This is a genomic window from Roseiflexus sp. RS-1, from assembly GCF_000016665.1.
Classification (GTDB): Bacteria; Chloroflexota; Chloroflexia; order Chloroflexales; family Roseiflexaceae; genus Roseiflexus.
On record NC_009523.1, the window covers coordinates 3347501 to 3369666 of the forward strand.

The 22166-nt window shown below is 60.6% G+C and carries 21 protein-coding genes (1 of these 21 cut by a window edge); 14 read left to right on the plus strand and 7 right to left on the minus strand.

All coding sequences use genetic code 11. The annotated features are described in order from the left end of the window. Positions 1-36: the 3' end of a phosphoribosylamine--glycine ligase gene (gene purD / locus ROSERS_RS13870; protein ID WP_011957410.1), read on the plus strand. 1221 nt of this gene lie to the left of the window's left edge; the window shows 36 of its 1257 coding nt (coding positions 1222-1257); its start codon lies off the left edge, out of view; its stop codon occupies positions 34-36. Further along, positions 33-686 carry a phosphoribosylglycinamide formyltransferase gene (gene purN, locus ROSERS_RS13875; protein ID WP_011957411.1) on the plus strand — a complete coding sequence of 218 codons (654 nt, stop codon included), beginning with the start codon at positions 33-35 and terminating at the stop codon, positions 684-686. Before purD ends, purN begins: the two co-directional genes overlap by 4 nt. 21 nt (positions 687-707) lie before the next feature. Here purN and ROSERS_RS13880 read toward each other — a convergent pair whose 3' ends face one another. Next, the gene (locus tag ROSERS_RS13880) at positions 708-3617 is read right to left on the minus strand and encodes a GAF domain-containing protein (protein ID WP_011957412.1); all 2910 of its coding nucleotides are present in this window, start codon (positions 3615-3617) and stop codon (positions 708-710) included. Positions 3618-3834: 217 nt separating this feature from the next. On the opposite strand from ROSERS_RS13880, the gene rplU reads away from it, so the two are divergent. The 3 genes from rplU to rpmE are packed head-to-tail and all read left to right on the plus strand — an operon-like array spanning position 3835 to position 4757. After that, positions 3835-4197, plus strand: a complete 363-nt coding sequence (rplU, locus tag ROSERS_RS13885) for a 50S ribosomal protein L21 (protein WP_011957413.1) — start codon at positions 3835-3837, stop codon at positions 4195-4197. Further along, a complete protein-coding gene (gene rpmA, locus ROSERS_RS13890; protein WP_011957414.1) occupies positions 4187-4444 on the plus strand; it encodes a 50S ribosomal protein L27 in 258 nt (85 codons plus the stop codon). Before rplU ends, rpmA begins: the two co-directional genes overlap by 11 nt. A 10-nt stretch (positions 4445-4454) precedes the next feature. Further along, complete coding sequence (rpmE, locus tag ROSERS_RS13895; RefSeq protein ID WP_011957415.1) at positions 4455-4757, plus strand: 50S ribosomal protein L31; 303 nt, start codon at positions 4455-4457, stop codon at positions 4755-4757. Here rpmE and ROSERS_RS13900 read toward each other — a convergent pair. Together ROSERS_RS13900 and ROSERS_RS13905 are read right to left on the minus strand one after the other, a co-directional pair. Next, a complete protein-coding gene (locus ROSERS_RS13900) occupies positions 4739-5710 on the minus strand; it encodes a helix-turn-helix transcriptional regulator (RefSeq protein ID WP_011957416.1) in 972 nt (323 codons plus the stop codon). The genes rpmE and ROSERS_RS13900 overlap by 19 nt on opposite strands. Before the next feature lie 38 nt (positions 5711-5748). Then, positions 5749-6165, minus strand: a complete 417-nt coding sequence (locus ROSERS_RS13905; RefSeq protein ID WP_041333712.1) for a hypothetical protein — start codon at positions 6163-6165, stop codon at positions 5749-5751. Between the two features lie 248 nt (positions 6166-6413). Here ROSERS_RS13905 and ROSERS_RS13910 point away from each other — a divergent pair, with 248 nt between their 5' ends. The 6 genes from ROSERS_RS13910 to ROSERS_RS13935 all read left to right on the plus strand — a co-directional run bounded on the left by ROSERS_RS13910 (position 6414) and on the right by ROSERS_RS13935 (position 15512). Then, positions 6414-7829, plus strand: a complete 1416-nt coding sequence (locus ROSERS_RS13910; RefSeq protein ID WP_011957418.1) for a peptidase MA family metallohydrolase — start codon at positions 6414-6416, stop codon at positions 7827-7829. Further along, the gene (locus tag ROSERS_RS13915) at positions 7829-9238 is read left to right on the plus strand and encodes a hypothetical protein (protein ID WP_011957419.1); all 1410 of its coding nucleotides are present in this window, start codon (positions 7829-7831) and stop codon (positions 9236-9238) included. The genes ROSERS_RS13910 and ROSERS_RS13915 overlap by 1 nt, the downstream gene beginning before the upstream one ends. Next, positions 9210-10133, plus strand: a complete 924-nt coding sequence (locus ROSERS_RS13920; RefSeq protein WP_011957420.1) for a DUF58 domain-containing protein — start codon at positions 9210-9212, stop codon at positions 10131-10133. Before ROSERS_RS13915 ends, ROSERS_RS13920 begins: the two co-directional genes overlap by 29 nt. 3 nt (positions 10134-10136) lie before the next feature. Further along, a complete protein-coding gene (locus ROSERS_RS13925; protein WP_011957421.1) occupies positions 10137-11966 on the plus strand; it encodes a vWA domain-containing protein in 1830 nt (609 codons plus the stop codon). A gap of 12 nt (positions 11967-11978) precedes the next feature. Beyond that, complete coding sequence (locus ROSERS_RS13930) at positions 11979-14534, plus strand: VWA domain-containing protein (RefSeq protein ID WP_011957422.1); 2556 nt, start codon at positions 11979-11981, stop codon at positions 14532-14534. 117 nt (positions 14535-14651) lie between these two features. Beyond that, complete coding sequence (locus ROSERS_RS13935; RefSeq protein WP_011957423.1) at positions 14652-15512, plus strand: lysophospholipid acyltransferase family protein; 861 nt, start codon at positions 14652-14654, stop codon at positions 15510-15512. Here the strand turns inward: ROSERS_RS13935 and ROSERS_RS25075 are convergent. After that, complete coding sequence (locus ROSERS_RS25075; RefSeq protein WP_011957424.1) at positions 15394-16233, minus strand: carotenoid biosynthesis protein; 840 nt, start codon at positions 16231-16233, stop codon at positions 15394-15396. The two genes, ROSERS_RS13935 and ROSERS_RS25075, sit on opposite strands and share 119 nt — an antisense overlap. Between ROSERS_RS25075 and ROSERS_RS13940 the strand changes: the two genes are divergently transcribed. After that, positions 16232-17704, plus strand: coding sequence for an ArnT family glycosyltransferase (locus tag ROSERS_RS13940; protein WP_232282609.1), 1473 nt, complete (start codon positions 16232-16234; stop codon positions 17702-17704). The two genes, ROSERS_RS25075 and ROSERS_RS13940, sit on opposite strands and share 2 nt — an antisense overlap. On the opposite strand, the gene ROSERS_RS13945 is transcribed toward ROSERS_RS13940, so the two are convergent. Beyond that, complete coding sequence (locus ROSERS_RS13945; RefSeq protein WP_011957426.1) at positions 17696-19279, minus strand: hydantoinase B/oxoprolinase family protein; 1584 nt, start codon at positions 19277-19279, stop codon at positions 17696-17698. The genes ROSERS_RS13940 and ROSERS_RS13945 overlap by 9 nt on opposite strands. Positions 19280-19421: 142 nt before the next feature. Between ROSERS_RS13945 and ROSERS_RS13950 the strand changes: the two genes are divergently transcribed. Further along, entirely contained in the window at positions 19422-19829 is a 408-nt protein-coding gene (locus ROSERS_RS13950; protein WP_011957427.1) for a response regulator, read from the plus strand. Between the two features lie 6 nt (positions 19830-19835). Here ROSERS_RS13950 and ROSERS_RS13955 read toward each other — a convergent pair whose 3' ends face one another. Continuing rightward, entirely contained in the window at positions 19836-20015 is a 180-nt protein-coding gene (locus ROSERS_RS13955) for a hypothetical protein (protein ID WP_041333714.1), read from the minus strand. Between the two features lie 182 nt (positions 20016-20197). Here ROSERS_RS13955 and ROSERS_RS13960 point away from each other — a divergent pair, with 182 nt between their 5' ends. Next, positions 20198-21838 (plus strand): aspartate:alanine exchanger family transporter, encoded by a 1641-nt coding sequence (locus ROSERS_RS13960; RefSeq protein ID WP_041335432.1) that lies wholly within the window; start codon positions 20198-20200, stop codon positions 21836-21838. Here ROSERS_RS13960 and ROSERS_RS26080 read toward each other — a convergent pair. Next, positions 21792-22031 (minus strand): hypothetical protein, encoded by a 240-nt coding sequence (locus ROSERS_RS26080; protein WP_157041087.1) that lies wholly within the window; start codon positions 22029-22031, stop codon positions 21792-21794. The genes ROSERS_RS13960 and ROSERS_RS26080 overlap by 47 nt on opposite strands. Positions 22032-22166 lie beyond the last annotated feature (135 nt).

Sequence of the window (22166 nt, forward strand, 5' to 3'; positions counted from 1 at the left end):
TACCGCCGCGACATTGGCGCGAGGGCGATCCAATGAGCGCTTCGGCGCAACCCTACCAGATTGCTGTGCTGATCTCCGGGAGCGGGTCGAACCTTCAGGCGCTGCTGGACGCGCAGCAGGCGGGAGACCTCGGCAATGCGGAGATTGTCCTGGTTGTCAGCGACCGCGCCGACGCCTACGGGTTGCAGCGCGCTCTGAAGCGCCGCGTCGCCGCAGCCTTCATACCGCTGCGGCATCCGCGCGATCCTGCTGCGCGCGCCGCCTGGGAACGTCGCCTGGCGGACGTTGTCGCCGCATTTGCGCCAGACCTGATCGTCCTTGCCGGTTTTATGCGCGTGCTCTCACCGGTATTTCTGGATCGATTTCCTGACCGGGTCATCAATCAACATCCGGCGCTGCTCCCCGACGACGGCGGCGATACCTTTGTCACATCGCGCGGCATCGTTATTCCAGCGCTCCGTGGCGCACACGTCGTTGCTGATGCGATCCGGCTTGGTCTGCCGGTCACCGGGTGCACCATTCATCGGGTCACTCCGGCGGTTGATGATGGACCGGTGCTGGCGCGCGCCGAAGTGCCGGTGCTGCCCGGTGATGATGAAGCCACGCTTCACGAACGCATCAAAGACGTGGAGCACCGTCTGATCGTCGAGGTTGTGGCGCGGTTGGTGCGGGAAGGGCGACAATGACAGGATGTGGTCGCACGATCATCAGACGTGGCATTGCACTTCATACACGATTTCATACGCCAGGTGCGCTTCCTGCTTCCCCTTGAGCTGGACATGACCGATTGGACGCAACTGCCACGGCAGGTCACAATCCGGCGGCAGTGCATCGATCAGACGATGGGACACAATAATCTGATCGGCGCGCGCCAGTCCACTCAGGCGATTCGCCGTATTGACAACATCTCCGATCACGGTGTAGTCGAGGCGTTGCGGTGATCCAATCGTCCCGACGAGCGCCGACCCGTAAGCGACCCCCACGCCCATCCCCAGATCGAGACCAAGGGTGCGACGCCAGATGTTGCGCAGATCGTGGAACGCCAGTTGAAGATCGACCGCTGCGCGCAACGAACGGGGCACATCGTCATCACGGGCGATAGGCACCCCGAACACCCCGATCAACCCGTCGCCCAGAAACTTGTCGACCGTGCCGCCGTGACGGTAGAGCGCCTCGGTCATTGCGGTAAAGTAGCGATTGAGGATCTCCTCGACGAGGATATGCGGCGCCAGACCTTCGGCGAGCGTGGTATAGCCGCGTATATCGGCAAACAGCACCACAATATCGCACTCCTGCGGTGCGCCGAACTCTCCGCCGCCCGCCAGGACCTCTTCGACCACCTGGGGCGACACATAGCGTCGAAACGTCGCGCGCAGGCGCTCCTGTTCAGCACGCTCAAGTTCTTTGATCGCAGTAATATCCTGCATGACTGCCACGCGCCCGATCAACGCATTATCGGCGCCGCGCACCGGCGCGACGCTGACATTGAAGATCGCGCCATCGGGCAGAGCGACTTCCACCATCGGTTGACCATTGTCGGAAGCGCCGTTCAACGCACGGAGCAGATCGCGATTCTCGACTAACTGATCGAGCGAGCTCCCAGACGTGGCTGTCAGGTGGAGGCGTTGCTCCGCTGCCGGGTTCGCCAGCAGCAACCGGTTGTGCGGATCGATCAACAGAATCGGATCGGCAGCGCTGCGCAGCACGGCGCCCAGCGTCGAGCGTTCGTCTTCCACCTCGTGATACAGACGAGCGTTTTCTATCACCTGCGCCAGCAAACTTGCAACCGTCTCGAGCAGCGTGAGATCGGTCGCCTGGAACTGCCGTTCATAACCGCTGACATCGAGCACAATCAGCCCGATCTGCCGGCTTCCTGTCAGCAGCGGCGCGATTGCCAGCGTCGTAACGCCAGCCGCCACAAGTTCGGTTGCGCATCCAGCCAGGCGCTCATCGCTCACCGGAAGCACACGGGGAGCGGGAAGCGAGATCGTTTCGGCAAGCGCGCGCCAGGGGAGACGATTCCTGATGCTATCGGTGGCATGCACCGCACTATCCATGGCATGGGCGCCCGGATCGGTGAGGACGATGCCACATCCGACAACGTCGAAGATTGCAGCAATCGCGCGCGCGGCGATGGTCAGATTTTCCGCTGCATCCAGGCGCGCCGTCATTGCCAGCGACAGGTTGTTCACCATGCCGAGTTGACGCACGCGCCGCTGCTCCATATCGAACAGGCGTGCGTTATCCAGCGCAATGCCCAGCTGGCTTGCCAGTGTCGAAAGAAGCCGGATATCGGCGTCGCCGAACGCTTCAGGCACAGGCGACATGACCGCCAGAGCGCCAAAGACCTGGCGCGCCGTCTGGATCGGCACTGCCAGATCCGAGCGCACGCTGCGATCAAGAGCCGCCGACATTGCGAGTTCCGTCTGAAGCGTATCGGCGATAAGATACGGTTCGCGGCGCAGAATCGCCTGTCCGGCAGCGCTGACTTCCGAGAGCGTCACCTGCCCGATTGCCTGTTCGATGGCGCGGTTGCCTGCGGCGGCGCGCAGCACCAGACGGTCCTCCTCCTGGAGCACGACAGCGACCAGCGGATAGCCAAACGTATGATGGATCAGGTGCGCCACCAGGCGGAGCAGTTGATCCGGACTCATCAACTCGGTCAGGTAGCGACTGATCTGATTGATGCGTTGGAGTTCCTCGGCGCGGCGCTCGAGCAGATCACGCTGGATGCGGGTCAGTCGGAACAGTTCCGCATTTTCGAGCGCAATTGCGCTCTGTGCTGCCACAGCATTCAGCAATTCCAGATGCTCCTCACCAAAATAGCCGGGAGTATGGTGCACCAGCGTAATCGCGGCAAGGGCGCGCCCTTCGCGCACCAGCGGCACAGCGGCGACGCTTCGCACTGCGCGCTGCTGGGCATTCACCGCGATCCAGCGCGGATCGTCACGGGTATCATTGATAATCAACGGTTGTCGCTCGCGCAGCACCCACCCGGCCACACCCTGACCGAGAATGTCGGTCAATGGAATGGTTGGGCGGTTGCGCGTGCTGGAGAAAAGGCGCGGTTGGTCGCTGGCAAGCACCAGAATGCTGGCGCGCACCGCACCGACGGCATCGGCGAGCCGGTTGAGAAACTGGGTGAGCAACCGATCAAGATCAAGCGTCGTTCCCAGTTCGCGCGTCAGGTGCAACAACAATTCGGTTTTCCGCTGCTCGGCGCGCAGCGAGCGCTGACTGCGTTGCAACCGCAGCATTGCGCGCACCCGCGCAAGGAGTTCAGCCAGATCGACCGGTTTGACCAGGAAATCGTCGGCGCCGGCATCGAGCGCCGCAACTTTTGCCTCTGGATCGCTATGCCCGGTGACCAGGATGACCGGAATAAACGGACGATCCGGGTCGGACTTAATGCGCTCCATCACCTGACGACCGCTGACCCCCGGCAATGCCACATCCAGCAACACCAGATCAGGGGTGACGAGTTCCAGGTACGCCAGCGCCTCTTCGCCGGTGGTGGCGAGCGACACGCGATACCCGGCATTGGACAGGAGAATCTGAAGCATACGACGCACACTGGCGTCGTCATCGACCACGAGGATGTGTGCCAGTTCGGTCATACCACCGCACAAAAGGAGCGGAATCGAACGCGCGAACCTGCACGTTCCACTCGCTATTGTATATCCTGCTGGAGCGATATGCAACGTGTTTGACGCTGCGCCCTCACTCTGGTATAATAGCGCGAGCGAGTGTAAGAGAGTGGATTCGCCACTCTCTTCTTCTTGTCTGTGACGACGGGCGCCCATACTCGCGCCCAACAGGTTGAGGAGCAGGGCAGTGTACGCTATTGTACGCGACCGCGGGATGCAATACCGCGTTGAGGAAGGGCAGGCGCTCGATATTGCATTGCTCGACGCCGAGCCGGGAAGCGAAATCGAACTCGGTGATGTGCTGTTGATCGGCGGTGAGCAGCCGCGAGTCGGGACGCCAACCGTCGATGGCGCGAAAGTGGTGGCGACCGTTCTGGGAACCATAAAGGGTGACAAGATCGTTGTGTTCCGCTATAAGAATAAGAAACGCTACCGCCGCCGCACGGGTCATCGGCAGGAATATACGCGCGTGTCGATCAGCAAAATTATTGTCGATGCCGATGAGCAGCATGTGACGGGTAGTATGGAAGGAGAGACCAATGGCGCATAAGAAAGGGGTCGGCAGTTCACGCAATGGGCGCGACAGCAACCCGAAAATGCTGGGTGTCAAGCGCTTTGGCGGTGAGCGCGTCCAACCGGGGACGATCATCGTTCGCCAGCGCGGCACAAAGATCAAACCGGGCAACAACGTTGGCCTTGGGCGCGATTATACGATCTATTCGCTGATCGAGGGCGTTGTCACCTTCGAGCAGCATTCGCGCAACCAGAAGCGCGTGAGTGTCTACGCTACAGAGTAGGAGCGCATCCGTGAAAAAGGGTATTCATCCCCAGAACTATAACACGCAGGTGGTGTGCGGCACGTGTGGAACAGTCTGGCCCGTGATCAGCACCCGCCAGAACATGCGTGTCGATGTTTGTTCGCGCTGCCATCCGTTCTATACCGGCGAGCAGCGCATTGTTGATACTGCCGGTCAGGTTGACCGCTTCATGCGCCGCCTGCGCACGAGTCAGGATCAGCAAGCGGAAATTGCGCGCCGCCGGGCGGAACGCGAGAAGCCCGAACCAAAGAAGCGCAGCCTGTTGAAGGAAATCTACGGCGAAGAGGCGTGATAGATCGCCGCCATCCGCCGCGCCTGCTCCCGAATATCTTCGCGCAGCGCGGCGGGCGCCAGCACTTCGACATCCCCGCCCCAACTCAGGATCCACTGGCGAATCTCCCGAATTCCTCCCACCCGCAAGATCATATCACAGTCGCCGTCGCTGCGATCAATAACCTGCTGGCTATGATGCCAGACGCTCTCGCGCACCCGACGGGCTGCCTCACCGGTGAAGCGTAACCGCACTTCCACTTCGGTCTCGTTCATGATGCTCCATGCAGAGGCCAGGTGCGCATAGGGGTCGAAGTTCTCAGGAATGGTGTATATTTCATCGAGGATCGTCGCCTGCTCGATGCGTTCGAGTTTGAATGTGCGCAGCGCGCCACGCAGTCGATCATGAGCAATGACGTAGGATGCCGGTTCGCTGCGCGCTACTTCCAGCAGGTACGGCTCAATCACGCGCTGCGTCGTCTCCCCGTTCATCGCACGGTAGCGGATATCGACACACTGCCGATCCGCCCATGCGCGGGTGATCGTTTCGAGAATGCGAATATACTCCGTTCGCCGCGCTCGCGCGCGAATGAGATCGGCCACCCGTGCAATGTGGGTGGAAACGGTCGTGTCGGGAAGGCTCGCAGCGAGTTTCTGCAATGCCGACACGACATGTGGGTTGTGCTCGTCGCTATGATGCGAAAGCAGGCGTGCCGCAAAGAACAACGCGACCGCTTCGTTGAGGTTCAATTGCACCGTTGAGAGATAGGTCTCGCGCTCGATGCCGTAGCGTCCCCCCTGCTGCCATACCGGTACGCCCATTTCTTCGAGCGCAGCAAGATCGCGGTAGATGGTGCGCCGATCAACACCGCACCGTTCAGCAAGATCGACGACGCGCAAACCACCAATAGCATTGTAGAGCAGATGTTCTATCCGGCGCAAACGCGCCGCTTTGCTCCGGGACCGATCTGACATGACGACGTCCGGTTCAGCGACTGCCTGGCGCCAGACTGCTAGACCAATCCGGACAGACGCAGCGCTACCATTGCGGCGAGCAGGAGTGTGGCGAGGATTGCGATCCGGCGAAGATCGTGGCGGGCGATCTCGTAATCGAGCGAGTAATCGACCGGTTCCAGCGCAGGGCGTGCTGCCCGTCGCTGCCGACGCGATGAGGCGCTCAGTGCCGTCTCACGTTCGGTTGACGCGCGACTTGCAGCGGCAGCAGGCGGAAGTTGCCTGGAGACGGTTGATGCCGGCACGTGCGCTAAAACCGGAGACTGCACCGCTTCACCTTCGGTCAGAGCCGGGGTTTCCGTCACAGCTTCATCGGGCAATGGACGTGTTTCTACGGTTCGCCCAGGCGCCGCGCGCTGTTGCGACCGGGCGCGCTGTTGCTGACGACGACGTTGTGAACGCGATTGTGATGGCATGGAACGACCTTTCACCTCGAAACTCCTGCTCGCTATTATAGCACGTAACCGGCAACGATCACAGATGGTTTGCTATGCAGACTCCAGGAGACAGGGTGTTCCTGTACGCTTTATGACGTGCACGATGCACCTTTTTTCAACCTTTCTCATCATCATCTCAGGCAGAAGTCGTTGTCTTGTGGTAGACTTCTTCATGTTCAGTCATTTCTGCTGGATCTCACGCGACGTTCCATGCCGGGGAGAGGCGTATGCGCGTGCTGGCGCGTCTACTGACAGCAACAATCGTTCTTCTGGCTCTGGCGATCTATGCGCTGCCAGCGCCGGTTCAGGCTCAGGCGACGCTGCCACAGTGGTATGAGCTGCGCACGCAACGCTTCGCAATCCTCTACGCTGATGGCGATCTTGCGCATGCTGAGGAGTATGCGACATTCGTCGATGAGGTGTACGACGAAATAACATCGATCTTCAGTCACGCCGTACCGACGCCGGTCACGTTGCGTCTCTACCCGAACCGCCGCGCGTATGATACAGCCAATCCGCTGGCAGCGCCGATTCGCGGGATCATTGCGCATGCCGACTTCCGCCGGAACGAGGTGGTTGTCATTCTTGATCAGACAAACGCACAATCACCGGAAGAGATCAAGAACAATGTGCGCCATGAGTTGACCCATATTGTGCTGGCGGAACTCTCCGCCAATCGTCTGAATGTCGGTTTCCACGAAGGCATCGCTCAGTATGTCGAGCGCCCTTCACCGGAACTGGAACGTAAGGTAACGGCATTGCGACAGGCGCTGGAGCGCGATGAACTGCTTCCCTGGAGTGCGCTCGATGATCGGGATCAGATCTATGGCAGTCCGCAGATCGGCTATCCGCAAACCCTCTCCATCGTTGCGTTCCTGGTCGAGCGTTATTCGTTCGTCAAACTGCGCGAGTTTATAACCGTGAGCGGGCGCAGCAGCGGGTATCGCTCGGCGCTCGAACGGGTGTATGGCACGCCTGCGACTGAGCTGGAGCGTATGTGGCGCGAATGGTTGCCGTCGTACCTCGAAGGCGGGTTTCGCCATAATGCGCTCACTGAGTACGATCTCACTCCTGTCGAGACGCTGGTGGCGGAAGGTCGCTATGCTGAAGCCAGGCGCGAACTGGAACTGGCGATCCCATGGTTGCGCAATACCCAACAGAACGATGTATTGACGCGCGCCCAGGATTTACTGAGGCGAAGCGAATTGGGGCTGACCGCCGAAGAACTTGCACGCCAGGCACGCACTGCGCTCGAGGCGCAGGAGTACGCAAAGGCGTCTGATCTCGCGCAGCGCGCGCTCAAAGCCTACACTGCGCTCGACAATGCCGACCGTATCGAGACGCTGCGCGTCTATGCGGCAATCGCCAATCGCGGATTGCGCGCCACCCAACTGCTCGAACAGGCCACGACCCTTGCCGGAGACTGGCGAACATTCGCCGATGCGCGGGCTGTTGCCGATCTGGCGGCGTCTGAGTTTCTCTCACTCGGCAACCAGGAACACGCTGCGCGCGCCCTTGAACTGCGCGCTGAAATCGACCGTGTGCAGACTCTCGCCGGATTGGTGCTGCTCCTTGTCGGGCTGGGAGGTATCACTGTCGGCGTAACGCGCCGCCTGGTTGTGCGCGAGGCGGAGGTCTGGTGATGCCGGAACGCCATCATCCATTGATAGAACAGTTGCACCGCCTGGCAACCGAACGTTGGGCGCGACGCGCTCTTCGCACTGTCCTTCAGTCGGTGTCGGTTGCGATCGGCGTGTGGTGCGTCGGAATGGGTGCACGGCTGCTCTGGAACCTGGAGATCGATGTGCAGACGCTGACAGCCGTTGCCCTCGCCATTGTGGGTATTGCACTCATCACCCTGCTGCGCCCGCCAATGCGCCCGACAGACGCGGCTCGTCGCCTCGACCGACGCTTCCGCCTCAATGAGCAACTGGCGACTGCGGTCGAGATGCTTCAAAGCGGCAGGCAACTCTCGCCAATGACGGTGCGTCTGCTCGATCAATCGACTCACACAGTGCAGCAGGTGCAGTGGTACATTAATCAGCGTCAGACGGCACCATGGACTGATCTGTTGACTCTGCTGGCGCTGGCGCTGGTGGCGGGTGGATTATTGCTGCTCTCAGGCATCAGCGGGATGGCGCTCAATCCATCGGTGGCATCGTTGCCGGCGCTGCCTCCATCAGGCACGCTCCCTTTGCCATTCCCGGCGGACGACGGCGGTCCGATTGCCGGCAGTGATCAGTTCATCCCGCTCGATCCCGGCGAGGAGATGATGCCTTTCCGACCAGGAAACGCCGCCGGTGATCAACAACCTGCTTCGACCCCGGCTCAGACGACACAACAATCTGCCGCAGACCCCAGGACGCTCGAAGCGCTGGCAAATGCGCTGCGTGACCTGGGCGCAACGCGACCGGTTGCCGATGCGCTTGACCGTGGCGATACCGCAGCTGCAGCGCAACGCTTGCGTGAACTTGCCGATCAGGCGGGCGCACTGTCCGAAGAAGCGCGGCAGGCGATTGGACGTGCGTTGCAGGACGCGGCGCGCACTATCGAACAGCGGGATCCGGCGCTCGCCGGGCAGGTGCGTCAATCGGCGCGCGATATTGCCGGTCAGCAGCGTGCTGCTCAGGGACTCGAAGAACTGGCGCAGGCAATTGATCGATTAGGGCAATCTTCGTCTGCCAGTGCTCCATCATCGAATGAGCCGGGCGAGGGGCAGGCGAACACCCCTGGCGGTCAACCGGGACAATCCGGTGCAGATGGCGCAAACCAGCAGAGCGCGCCTGGAAGTGCAGCGGGCAACAACCCCTCCGGCGAACAACGCCCCATCGCTCCTGCTGGACGCCTCGGCGTTGAAGGACAACCGGTGACAATTGAGGCGCAGGGCGGCGGGCAGGGTACTGGCGTAATCAACAATCCAGACGCTTCCCTGCAAAGTGGCGTCGGAACAGTCTCTGGCGGGGAGTCGGGCACAGGCGGCGCAATCGGCGCCGACCCGTTGCGCATTCCCCTCGACGAACGCGATGTGGTTCGGGAATATTTTCAGCCCTAAACCGCAGGCGGAGATACCGCCGCTGTTCAATGAAGCCTTTCTACGCCGCCTGGAACGGCTGAGCCTGCAGGCGCAGCGGACCCTGCGCGGTCGCCCATCTGGCGGCGCACATCTCAGCCATCGTCTGCTGCCCACGTCTATCTTTAGCGATCATCGCCCGTACAGTGTCGGTGACGATTATCGCTATGTTGACTGGAATGTGTATGCGCACCAGGATGCACTCTTCGTCAAACTGGGCGAGATCGAACAGGATGTTACTATTCATCTGCTGCTGGACGCATCGCGCTCGATGGCATGGGGGTCTCCTGCCAAACTGCGCGCTGCGCAATTGATTGCCGGAACGCTTGGGTATCTGGCGCTGGCGCACAATGATCGGCTTCATGTGACGTCATTCGATGCCGCAGTGCGCCGTGAGTTCGGACCGGCACAGGGAAAATCGCGCCTGATTGAGATGTTACGGTTCATCGAGCAGGTGCAACCGGGCGGCGAAACCAACCTCAGATCGGCGCTCGAAACGTATGCGCGCCACCATCCACGCGGAGGGTTGCTGGTCGTCTGTTCCGATCTGCTTGCGCCTGAAGGGCTTGAGGAGGGATTACGCGCGTACCCACCACCGACATGGCAGACACTCGTGATCCATCTTCTCGATCCGCGCGAACTGAACCCTGAACGTCTCGGTCCCATCGAGCTTGAAGATGTTGAGACGGGTAAACTCCTGCCATTGATTATTGATGATGAGACAATTGCACACTACCGTCGTAATCTTGCCGCCTGGCAGCGGACGATCGAATCGATCTGCGGGCGACGAGGCGCAACATATGCGCGTGTGCTCAGCACGTGGCCGCTCGAGCGACAGATTATTCCATATCTGCGCGCACGCCAGATACTGACATAGCGTATGAGTTTTCTGTTGCCACTCGGATTACTGGCGCTGCTCGCCCTACCGATCATCGTGCTTCTGCATCTGCTGCGCGAACGACGTCAGCGCGTGCCGGTTCCGAGTCTGTTGCTCTGGGCACATCTTCCTCGCCGGATCGACGGTGAGCGGAGTCGTCGTCTGCCGCTGACGCTGTTGTTGTTGCTGCATCTTCTGGTTGCTGCGCTGCTTGGCTTCGCGCTGGGAGGACCGCAGATCGCGGGTGCGCTCGCCCCCGACGCACGTCATACTGCGCTGATCATCGATACTTCGAGCAGTATGGCAGCCACCGATGGGGGGGCAAGCCGCTTCGAACAGGCGCGACAACGCGCTCGCACCCTTATCGCAGCAACATCTCCTGGCGACCGGATCACGCTGATCGCTGCCGGACCCCGGGCGCAGATTGTTGTATCGGGCGAAGATCCCTTCGTTCTCACCGCAGCGCTCGACACCCTGCGACCCGGCGGCGTCGGAGCGGCGATCAACGAGGCGCTGACGCTGGCGGAAGCCGCTCTCGACCCGCAGTTCAGCCGACGGATTGTTGTGGTGACCGATGGGGCATTGCCGCCACAACCGGCGCGCGATGTCGCGGTACCAGTGGAGTGGGTGCAGATCGGTTCAGCGGTTCCCAATCGCGCGATTATCGCCTTTGCCAGTCGTCCCTGGGGAGGTCGCATCCAGGTGTATGCGCGGGTTGCCAGTTACGACACCGCGCCATTCAACGGGACGCTGCGGATCGTTTCTGGTAATCAGGTGCTGGCGGAGGAACAGGTCACGATTGCGCCAAACGGCGAAACTGAAATCAGCTGGACATTGCCGGGCGGCGTGGAGACGCTGCGCGCAGTGATCGATGGACGCGACGCGCTGCCGCAGGACGACTCCGCCTATCTGAGCGTGGCACAGGGGCGTCCAATCACGGTGATCCTGGTATCGAACCAACCGGCGGCTCTCCGCCGCGCTCTTGAAGTTATCCCCGGCGTCACTGTCGTCGCCACGACCCCTGCTGCTTATGCGACCACATCTGAGCGCGCGATCGCCGATCTGACGATCTTCGATGGTTTTCTCCCCGATGCCTGGCCCCAGGGATCGGTGCTGGTGATTGCACCACCGCCAGATTCATCGTTGCTGCGCGTGACGTCCGATCTTCAACCCCTCGATGCCGGAGCGCCACTGCGTCAACGCGGCAGCACGCTGGAAGGGCTTGGTTTTGGCGGTGTCGTGTTCAATGCTGTCAGGCGGATCGAGCCACCACCATGGGCTGAAGTGCTGCTGGCATCCGGCGACCTGCCGCTGATTCTGCGTGGGCGAACCGAGGGTCATGAAATTGCGATCTGGACGTTCGATCTTGCCGGTGGCAACCTGACGACACGCCTGGCGTTCCCGCTTCTGGTGGCTCGCACGGTGCGCGACCTGGCGCCACCGCCGTTGCCACAGGCGGTGCGTGCTGGCGAAATGCTGATGATCCGACCTGATCCACGCGCAACGGCACTGGTGATCCGCAGTCCCGACGACCGACGCATCGAAGCGCCGGTTGCATCGGTCGTCACACTCGATACCCTGATCGAACCTGGATTCTATACAGTGGAAGAACAGCGTGGCGGCGCCACCGTTCTCGCTGGCATAGTGGGCGTCAACGCGGGCGCAGCGATCGAATCGAACCTGCGCCCGCAAAGCGCACCGCCGTTGCGCGCGCCCGGAAATGATCCCGGGAGCGCGTCTGGACAGCATATGATCGATCTGTGGCCCTGGCTTGCCGGCGCTGCGCTTATCGTTCTGGCGATTGAATGGGTGTATGTGTTACGACGCCGGTAAAGGTTGACACTGATGATCCTTCGCAATCCACAGTTTCTGGCGTTCCTGATGCTCGTGCCCCTGATCATTGGCGGCTGGCTCTGGCGACGCGGTCGCCTGCCGGCAATGGCGCTCGTGCTGCGGGTTGCCATTGTCACGCTCATTATCGTTGCACTGGCGAATCCCGTTATGCTGCACGGGCGAATTGAGACCGCCGCTGCACCGCTCATCGTCGTGCTGGTTGACCAATCGGACAGCCTGACCGATCAGGGGAAGGCGACACTCCGTGCGCGTGCAGCGGCGCTTGCCGCAGGTAGCAGCACCCCCGTGCAGATTATCACCTTTGGTGCGACCGTGGCGGCAGAAGGCGGGACGTTACGCAGCGATCAGACCGACATCGCGGCTGCACTGCGTGCAGCACGCGGGTTGATCGGCGCCAGTGGCGGTCGGGTGGTGCTGCTCTCCGACGGTCTTCAGACCAGGGGGGACGCACTCGCCGAAGCGCGGGCGCTGGCGCTTGCCGGTATCCCGGTCGATACGGAACAGTATCAGGCGCCAGCATTGTCCGAGTTCTGGATTGCAACGGTTGAGACGCCAGCCACCTTGCGCGAAGGGGAGGAGTTTACCGCCCGAATCGTGATGGTCAGCACCGTTGCTACCGGTGTGCAACTGGAGATCACCGCTGGCAATGAGCGTATGGTGACGCAGCAGGTGCGTCTATCGCCCGGCGAAAACACCTACCTGTACACCGGTCGCGCCGGTGAGCCGGGCATTCTGCGCCTCCAGGCGACGATCAGCGGTCAGCCCGACACGCTTGCGCGCAACAATCGCGCCGGTGCAGCTATGCTCGTTGCCCCAATGCCACGTATTTTGCTGGTGGAAGGATCAGACGGCGCTATCAGCGCACCATTGCGAGGCGCGCTCCGTGAAGCAGGCGTCATTGCGGATGTAGCCGATCCGACGGCGCTCCCCGCCCAGATCTCGGCGCTCGGTCTCTACGAAGGAATTGTACTGATCGACGTGCCTGCAAGCGCGCTGACCTTCGACCAGATGGCGACGTTGCGCGAATTTGTCCGCAGCGAAGGGCGCGGCTTACTGGCGATTGGCGGACGATCAAGTTTTACGCTCGGCGCCTACAAGAACACTCCCCTGGAAGAAACACTGCCGGTCGAAATGACCCCGCCCCCACGTCCAGAACGCTCGGATACGACCCTGCTGTTGATCATCGATCAATCTGCCAGCATGGGACCCGAAACCGGCATCTCCAAATTCACGATGGCGAAAGAAGCCGCCATCATGGCGACCGAGTCGCTCCGCCAGGAGGATCGCATCGGCGTGCTGGCATTCGATGTCTCGACCCGCTGGGTGGTTGATTTTCAGCCGGTCGGCGTTGGTTTGAGCCTGGCTGATGTGCAGCGCCGCATCAGCACGCTGCCGCTTGGCGGCGGAACCGACATCTACAACGCACTCCAGGAGGGATTGCCAGCACTGGCGCAGCAACCCGGACGGGTGCGCCACGCAGTGCTGCTCACCGATGGTCGTTCGTTCACCGACGACCGACAGGCATATCGGATGCTGCTCGAAGAAGCGCGCAGCCAGAATATCACCCTCTCGACGATTGCCATCGGCACAGACGCCGACATCAATCTGCTCCAGGAACTGGCGCGCTGGGGGGCGGGGCGGTATCACTACGCCGCCGAACCAAACGATATTCCGCGCCTGACGCTGCTCGAGAGCGAAATTGTGCGCACAGAACCGCAGGTTGAGGGCGATTTCCGCGCCGAGCAGACCGCTCCGCATCCCATGTTGCGCGACTTCGCGCCGGAGCAGATCCCCGGTTTGAAAGGATATGTGGCCACGCTTCTGAAGCCCGGCGCCGATCTGGTGCTCCGTTCCCCTGATGGCGACCCGGTGCTCGCTGTCTGGCAGTATGGGCTTGGGCGCGCCGCTGCGTGGACGCCTGGTGCAGAAGCGCCATGGGCTGCCGACTGGTCAAACTGGCCCGATTACGGTCGTTTCTGGGCGCAACTGATTCGCTACACTCTCCCTGAGCCGGATAGCGGTCCGCTTCAAGTGCGCGCCATCCGTGACGGCGATAGTGTGCGCATCGTCGCCGACTCCGTCGCACCGGGCGGCAGACCGCTAGACCTGGCGGATACCCAGGCGACGATCGTGCTGCCGGATGGTTCATCCCGACTGATTACACTCCGTCAGACAGCGCCCGGACGCTACGAACAGGCGTTGACCCTGACGACCGACGGTTCGTATGCAATCGAAGTGCGCCAGCAAAAGGGGAATGAGGTGCGCTCGGCGCAGATCGGCTATGTGCAACGCTACCCCGATGAATACCTGCCTCCCGCCGATCCGCAGGCCGGCGCGCGGCTGTTGAACGACATCAGCGCCATCACTGGCGGAACAGCGCTCCGCGGCGGACCGCTCGTAACGCCGGGCGTCGTTCCTCTTAGCGCTGAACGGGCGCCGGATACCGGGCTGTGGCCCTGGTTGATCGGTCTTGCGGCGTTTCTCTGGATCATTGAGATCGCGCTACGGCGTGGGTGGTTACGACTACCGCAGCGCTTCACCCGCTGAAAGCGTGCGATACCACTCCCCTGTCTCTACAGCCAGTTTTCCACATAACGCCAGCCGGATATGGTATTATTCAATTGAACTGTCATATCGACACCTTCACACTCCGCAGCGTTTCATATGCGCACCACTGAACCGCAGGCGACTGTCCTGCAGAACGCCACTCCTGCCATCCCTGCGAATCGCAACGCAGTCGGGAAGGAATTGATCTATCGCACACTGGTGCTGCCCGCCTGTCGCTCGATGTTCGATCGGGTCTGGATTGCCATTGAGGGTCCTGTTCCCCATCCTGCCGAGGGCCCGGTTATTGTCTACATGAACCATCCAGGATGGTGGGACGGCTATATGGCGTTCCTGGTGGACAAGATCGTGCTCAACGAGCGGTTCCAGAGTTATATCATGATGGAAGAGAAGCAGTTGCGCGTGTACCGGTTCTTCACCTGGTGCGGCGCATTTTCGGTCGACCGGCGCCGCCCCGGCGAGGCGGAGCGGTCGATTGCCTACATCAGTCGTTTGTTGCGCGAACGACGTGACCGCATGCTCTGGATACTGCCGCAGGGACGGATCGTGCCGAACGATCGTCGTCCGTTGAAGGTCTATCCCGGAGTAGCGCGCATCGCCAGGCAGGTGGGGGATGTGATCTTCTGGCCCATCGCGCTGCGCTACGAGTTTCGCGGCGAACAGCGCCCCGAAGCATTCATTCGCGTGGGTCCGCCCCATACCTGCGATCCGACACTCCCCGAAGAGATGATCGTGAGTCTGGTGCAGACGCGTCTGACCATTGCAGTCGACGCACTGCGCGACGAGGTGAACGAAGAACGTCTGGAAGCCTACCGCACCCTGCTTCGCGGACGACGCGGCATTAACCGCGTGTGGGATGACGTTGTCGCCGTGTGGCGCCGATCCATACAGCGACTATCAGGAAGATCACGCCAACCAGACCGGCCAGCGGATACCCGCGCGCCAGATTCGCAGCAGTGAAGAAGATGCTGCTCAGGATAAAGAGCAGGGCGGGTACATACTGCCAGACGAATGCGACGATGCGCTCGCGCTGCGCTAAGAGCGACAGCGGCACGCGGTCGGACTCGTTCTCGCCGTTCTGGGGCAGGATCGTTGCAACGACAAGCGCAATCAGGAACCCGACCACCCACCAACCGGCAAAGTTTTGTGGCGGCACACCATAGTACAGACCGCCGTCGATCCAGAACCAGTAGTTGTTAATGAGTGTAGCAACCGTTTCGATCTGGAGATCAAGCACAACGATCAACACACCGGTGAGCGTCGCAAGCCCGATACGTCCGCCGCGTACACCCAGGGTCAGGCGCGCCAGTTGCCACGACCCGAAACCTGCCATCAACCAGGCAAGCGTGATTGGAACCGGCACGACTCCCAGTATCTGCGGTTGTAGCATATCGGTATACTGGTAGCGACCGAACGGCAATCCTGTTGTTTCACCGATATGCTCGACCGCCCATGCCAGTACCGCCGCCAGCCCGACTGCCAGTGCGCCACGCGCGCCATACATCCCCAGTGCCCAGAAGATAACCGCCAACCCCTGGACAATCAGCATCGCAGCGCCCATCCAGAGACCCCACGCTGGAACGGCATCGAGCGCAACGGTGACGGTCGAACCGGGAAATACGGCACAGTACGCAAAAAAACACACCAGGGACAGCATCCGAAACACAGGTGATGGTGACATGGACGGAGATACCAGCGAACGCAACGAACGATCTGCACTCCTTTTGCTCTGCATACTCTTCCTCACCACACGGTTGCCGGGATTGATGGCGATTCCCCTTTTCAATGACGAAGCGGTGTATCTCTCCCGTGCCCAACATTTTCCCGACCAATTCCTGTCTACGATTCACGATGGCAAACTTATTCATGAACTGTTGCTTGCCGCGCTTACGCATCTGCCACTGGATCCGCTCGTGAGCGGCAGGCTCCTTTCGGTCGTGTGCGGCTGGCTGACCGTCATCGGATTGTGGCTCAGCGGAAAGATGGTCGCCGATCAGCGCGCAGGCATCCTTGCCGGTCTTCTCTACATCTGTTCACCGCTGGCTATCGTCCACGACCTGCTGGCGATTCCCGACGCGATGCTTGCCAGCGTCGCCAGTTTTGTGCTGGCATTGAGTCTGCGCCTCAATCAGATGTCAAACCCACACCGCTGGCATGCGGCGGGTGTCGGCGCACTCGTGGCGCTTGCCAGTCTGGTCAAACTACCTGGAGTGTTCCTGTTCGCGCTCCCGGCTTTGACCATGCTCATACACACGATGCCGCCTGAACAGCAGCATCGGCGGTGGGAGATGGTGCGCACCGCGCTGATCGTCACATTGCTGGCGCCTGCTGCATTTGCACCCTTCAACTATGGCGGCGCTGAGAGCCACAAAGTTGGTGCGCTCAATCTGATGCTCCAGATTGAGCGTGTGGGACAAAACCTGTATCAAATCGGCGAGTGGATCACGATTGCCATGCCACTGTCGGCGCTTATGATTGCTGGCATTGGTCTGGCGACATCCCAGACACGCCGACAGCACCTGTTTCTCTTTCTCTCCGCCGGTCTGTTCTGTCTGGCGCTTGCCGTTATCGGGAGCGTCCTCTATCCCCGCTATATCCTGCCCGTGTGGGTTCCGATCCTTTTTGCCGCAGGACTGAGCCTGAGTCAACACCGACAACGTCGCAAAGCCCTGCGCGGCATCAGCGCGGCGCTGACCCTGGTCACGTGCCTGTGGGGCGCCTTCTTTGCCTTCCAGTACATCCGCAATCCGGCATATGCTCCCCTGACGACCGCTGATCGCCATCAGTATGTCGAAACGTGGACAGCAGGCTACCATGTGGCAGAGATTGTGTACCAGTTGCGTACCGAGGCAGAGCAATCAGGCAGCATCATTCTGGCAAGCCCGTTGCAAACGCGCCTTATTCACCTCGGACCCACGATCTATCTGAACGATGATCCGCGTATTGCATTCATTGACATCGATATGCAGGCAACCGACGCCCGACAACAACTCAGCGATCTGGCAGCACAGCGCCCGCTCTACATAGCGCTTGATGCCGAAGAGATTGTAGCGTTCGATATCGAACGGCGCTTCCCTGAACTCAAACGCATACGCGAATGGCGCAATCCGTACAGCGCCATGACATTCTTCCTGTACGTCTGGTCACCGTAGAGGCGCGCCAAACCCGCCGCCGCCAGGCGTTTCGATGCGCAGAACATCTCCGGGAAGCATCTCGACCGTCGTTTTGCCAGGCAGCAGACGCTCTTCCCCGTCGCGGATCAGAACATTGCGTCCACGCAACCCGGCAGCGCCGCCGTTCAAGCCATACGGGGCGTAGACGCGCCGTTCACTCAGCAGGCTGACCGTCACCGGCGCGCAGAACTCAACTTCACGCACCAGACCATCGCCGCCACGCATTCGTCCTGCGCCGCCTGATCCGTGTCGCAATCCATAGCGACGAACGATGAGCGGGAACTGCCGTTCCAGCGCCTCGACAGGCGTATTGAGGGTGTTGGTCATATGCACCTGCACGCCGCTGAGACCGGGAAGCGTCGGGCGGGCGCCCATTCCGCCGCCGAGCGTTTCGTAGTAGGCAAACGATGCGCCATTCGACGCGACTCCTCCAAACGTCCAGTTATTCATCGTTCCCGCCGAAGCAGCCGGAATACGGTCGGGCAACGCCTGAGCCAGCGCCCCAAACACCACATCGACGACCCGCTGCGCCGTTTCGACGTTTCCCCCTGCAACTGCCGCCGGAGGGCGCGGCGCCAGCATACACCCTTCGGGAATCCGAACGTCGAGAGGCGCATATGCGCCGGCGGACAACGGCATATCAGGCGGACCGAGACAGCGGAAACAGTAGATCACTGCTGACTCGGTGACGGCGCGTGGGGCATTGAGCGGACCACGACACTGCTTTGCTGTTCCTGAAAAGTCTACGATTGCGGTCTCGCCATGGATGTCGATGCGCACACGGATGATGAGCGGGTCGAGGTCAACGCCATCGTTGTCCAGCATATCCTCGAACGTATACGTTCCATCTGGGATCGCCGCGATCACTGCGCGCATATGGCGCTCGCCATACGCCAGGAGCGCCTCCATGTGGCGCGCTACCCAGGCGGGGGAGTGACGTTCCGCCAGTTCCGCCAGGCGTTGTGCGCCGATGCGGTGACAGGCAAGTTGCGCTGCCAGATCGCCGCGTCGCTCATCGGGGGTGCGTGAGTTGCGACAGATCAACCCGATGACCGACTCATCGGGGGTGTCGCCACGCACCAGAAGGGTTGGCGGGATGATCAACCCCTCCTGGTACACCTCACGGCTCATTGGCATTGAACCGGGGGTCATACCACCGACATCGGCGTGGTGAGCGCGCGTCGCCGTATAGCCGATCAGCACGCCGTCGGCACACACCGGAGCAACGGTAGTAATATCGGGCAGGTGCGTACCGCCGAGGTAGGGATCGTTGAGCGCCACGACATCACCCGGAGCGAGCGTGCCGCGCGCCAGCGCCGCCTCGACCGAGCGCGGCATCGCCCCCAGATGCACAGGAATGTGCGCCGCCTGCGCCACCATGCGCCCCTGAGCGTCAAAGACCGCGCACGAAAAGTCGCGTCGCTCCTTGATATTTGTTGAGAGTGCGCTCCGACCGAGCGCCGCTCCCATTTCTTCGGCAATCGCGGCACAGCGATTGCGGAATACTTCCAGATCAACGGGATCAACAGCAGGATCAAAAGAGAATGAAAACATATGAGAACATCGTCACTTGTATTTTACTTTTTCTATGGTACCATACAAAGAAGAGAAGTAGAATTCAGATCGTTACATCCCCGCCTTCATCGCGCCAGAACACACATCATACCCGTCTCGATTACCGAAGAGGGGTGTTACCATGGTCAGGCAACCACTCCGCATCCTGCTCGTCGAAGATGACAGCACAATCGCCAGCGTCATTGCACTTGGATTGCGAACGCTTGGCGTGCCGTACCTGCTCGACATCGCCTACTCCGCCGAAGAAGGATTGGAATTGTTCAACCAGCATGCCTATGACCTGGTGATGAGCGACTATAATTTGCGCGGGATGAATGGATTGTCATTACTTATAACGATAAGACAGGCAAAACCCGATCTGCCGACGGTGCTGTTCACGGCATACGATACCCCGAAGTTGCAACGTGATGCGCAGAGCGTCGGGATCAACGGATATATTGCCAAGCCATTCCTGATCGAAGATTTCGTCTCCCTCGCACGCAATCTGCTCCCTGCTATCGAGAACGAAATCGGCGCAAGTCCTTCGTAAGCAACACTACTTTCTCCCCCGACGCCGCAACCAGAGTGCGGCAATTGCTGCAATAATCAGCAGAATCGCCCATGGAACCGGTATCGCATAGACAAGCGCAATGCTGTAGGCGACTCCTATCAGCACGGTTGCGATCATGACGAACGCCAGGATCGTTCCTTCCCAACCTGGTGATTTTTCTGGCATAGCAATTCCTCTGTTCTTCTGGCAACAACGGGACCCTCCATCAGAAGCGCACCGCTCTGGATTTACTTGTCCAGAGTCGACAATCGGCGTATAATCGGCGCGGACTGGTTGCATGCTTCCCTGTGCGCCGCCGCACAAGCGGGCGGCGCTCTTTTTGTGTGAGTTGCACGGCAATGGCCTGGTTGATTGAACTGCTCAAAAGCAATACGCTGCTGTTGCTCTTCATCGTCGCCGCGATCGGCTATCCCCTCGGTCGCGTCCGTCTCTTCGGACACAGTCTCGGCGTCGCTGCCGTTCTGTTCACCGGTCTGGCAATCGGCGCGCTCGATCCAGACCTGAAACTGCCGGAGGTCATCTATACGCTTGGTCTGGTCGTGTTTGTCTACACGATTGGATTGAGCAGCGGCGCAGGATTCTTTGCCTCATTCCGGCGAAAAGGGTTGCGCGACAACCTGCTGATCGTCGGGATGCTGATCATTGCAGCACTGGCAGTCGTCGGTGTGCAGTACGCCTTCGGGTTGCGTCCAACCGTCGCCGCCGGTTTGTTTGCCGGGAGCCTGACCAATACGCCAGCGCTGGCTGCCGTGTTGGAGCAGATCAAGATCATCGCGCCTGCCGACACACGTGATCGGCTGCTGGCAGACCCGGTGGTAGGGTATTCCATCGCCTACCCGATCGGCGTGATCGGGATGATCATCACGATCGCCGTACTCCAGCGTATGTGGCATGTTGATTATACCGCCGAAACTCAGAGTCTGCGCGATCTTGGCGCGGTAGGGCAGAAGCTGGTCAACCGAACGGTGCGTATCATGCGCCCGGAGATCAGTGTATTGACCATCGATGAATTGCTGCGCGCCAAACAGTGGCGGGTCATTTTTGGCAGAACGCTGCGCAATGGCGAAATGATCCTCGCCGATGGATCAACCCGTTTGCAGCACGGCGATCTGGTCAGTCTGATCGGTACAGAGGAGGAAGTGACCGAAGCGGCAGCCTTCCTTGGCGAGATGACAACGGAACGCCTGGAACTGGATCGCAGCAAACTCGACTTCCGGCGGATCTTCGTCTCCAATCCGCGGGTCGTTGGGCGCCCCCTGCGCGACCTGCAATTGCCACAACGCTACGGTGCACTCGTCACGCGCGTGCGACGCGGCGACATAGAACTGCTGCCCCACGGCGATACCGTGCTGGAACTCGGTGATCGCGTGCGGGTCGTGGCACTGCGGGAACGCATGGACGAAGTGAGCGAGTTCTTCGGCGATTCATACCGTGCGCTGAGCGAGATCGACATCCTCACGTTCAGCCTGGGACTGGCGATGGGGCTTCTGATCGGCATGATCCCAATCCCGCTTCCAGGCGGGACCGTCTTTCGACTCGGCGTCGCTGGCGGTCCACTGGTGGTGGCGCTGATCCTTGGGGCACGTGAGCGCACCGGGCCACTGGTGTGGAACATCCCCTACAGTGCCAATCTGACCCTGCGCCAGATCGGTCTGGTGCTGTTTCTGGCAGGCGTTGGCACGCGCTCCGGCTATGCGTTCGTCAGCACATTCACCCAGAGCGGCGGGATTGCGCTCTTTGGCGCCGGGGCGGGCATCACGTGCGGCATTGCGTTCATGACACTGTGGATCGGTCACAAACTGTTGCGCATTCCGATGAGTCTGCTGATAGGAATGCTTGCCGGCTTGCAGACCCAACCGGCTGTCCTTGCCTTCGCCCTCGAACAAACGAAGAATGACGCGCCGAACATCGGCTATACGACGGTCTACCCGATGGCGATGATCACCAAGATTCTGCTGGCGCAGGCGCTTGTGGTATTGTTGCGGTGAGAACCGGTGACAGGTAGAGCATCCCGCTGACGATATGCATCGAACCTCGTGGATGGGTGACAACGACCGATATGCGCCGCTTCAGCCGTCCCTGATGATCATACTGATCCAGCATTCCCTGTGTATCGTCCAGCACATAGATATTGCCGCCATCATCAACGGCGACATCCCAGGGTACAAGGGGTTCAGCCACAGGGATTGTCATTCGATGGGATCCATCGGCAGCAAATTGTTGAATCCGGTGATTGATCGTATCACAGATGTACGTGTTCCCCCGGCGATCAACTGCAAATGATTGCGGTCCAAAGCCGCTTGCATTCCGGGGAAC

Bases quoted from the DNA above. Each gene is read 5' to 3' on its own strand.
- purN (WP_011957411.1), top strand. From the start codon at position 33: ATGAGCGCTTCGGCGCAACCCTACCAGATTGCTGTGCTGATCTCCGGG.
- ROSERS_RS13955 (WP_041333714.1), bottom strand. From the start codon at position 20,015: ATGCCAGAAAAATCACCAGGTTGGGAAGGAACGATCCTGGCGTTCGTC.
- ROSERS_RS13915 (WP_011957419.1), top strand. From the start codon at position 7,829: ATGCCGGAACGCCATCATCCATTGATAGAACAGTTGCACCGCCTGGCA.
- ROSERS_RS13905 (WP_041333712.1), bottom strand. From the start codon at position 6,165: ATGCCATCACAATCGCGTTCACAACGTCGTCGTCAGCAACAGCGCGCC.
- ROSERS_RS13910 (WP_011957418.1), top strand. From the start codon at position 6,414: ATGCGCGTGCTGGCGCGTCTACTGACAGCAACAATCGTTCTTCTGGCT.
- ROSERS_RS13945 (WP_011957426.1), bottom strand. From the start codon at position 19,279: ATGTTTTCATTCTCTTTTGATCCTGCTGTTGATCCCGTTGATCTGGAA.
- ROSERS_RS13940 (WP_232282609.1), top strand. From the start codon at position 16,232: ATGGACGGAGATACCAGCGAACGCAACGAACGATCTGCACTCCTTTTG.
- ROSERS_RS25075 (WP_011957424.1), bottom strand. From the start codon at position 16,233: ATGTCACCATCACCTGTGTTTCGGATGCTGTCCCTGGTGTGTTTTTTT.
- ROSERS_RS13950 (WP_011957427.1), top strand. From the start codon at position 19,422: ATGGTCAGGCAACCACTCCGCATCCTGCTCGTCGAAGATGACAGCACA.
- ROSERS_RS13880 (WP_011957412.1), bottom strand. From the start codon at position 3,617: ATGACCGAACTGGCACACATCCTCGTGGTCGATGACGACGCCAGTGTG.
- ROSERS_RS13900 (WP_011957416.1), bottom strand. From the start codon at position 5,710: ATGTCAGATCGGTCCCGGAGCAAAGCGGCGCGTTTGCGCCGGATAGAA.
- ROSERS_RS13935 (WP_011957423.1), top strand. From the start codon at position 14,652: ATGCGCACCACTGAACCGCAGGCGACTGTCCTGCAGAACGCCACTCCT.
- rpmA (WP_011957414.1), top strand. From the start codon at position 4,187: ATGGCGCATAAGAAAGGGGTCGGCAGTTCACGCAATGGGCGCGACAGC.
- ROSERS_RS13925 (WP_011957421.1), top strand. From the start codon at position 10,137: ATGAGTTTTCTGTTGCCACTCGGATTACTGGCGCTGCTCGCCCTACCG.
- ROSERS_RS13920 (WP_011957420.1), top strand. From the start codon at position 9,210: ATGTGGTTCGGGAATATTTTCAGCCCTAAACCGCAGGCGGAGATACCG.
- ROSERS_RS13930 (WP_011957422.1), top strand. From the start codon at position 11,979: ATGATCCTTCGCAATCCACAGTTTCTGGCGTTCCTGATGCTCGTGCCC.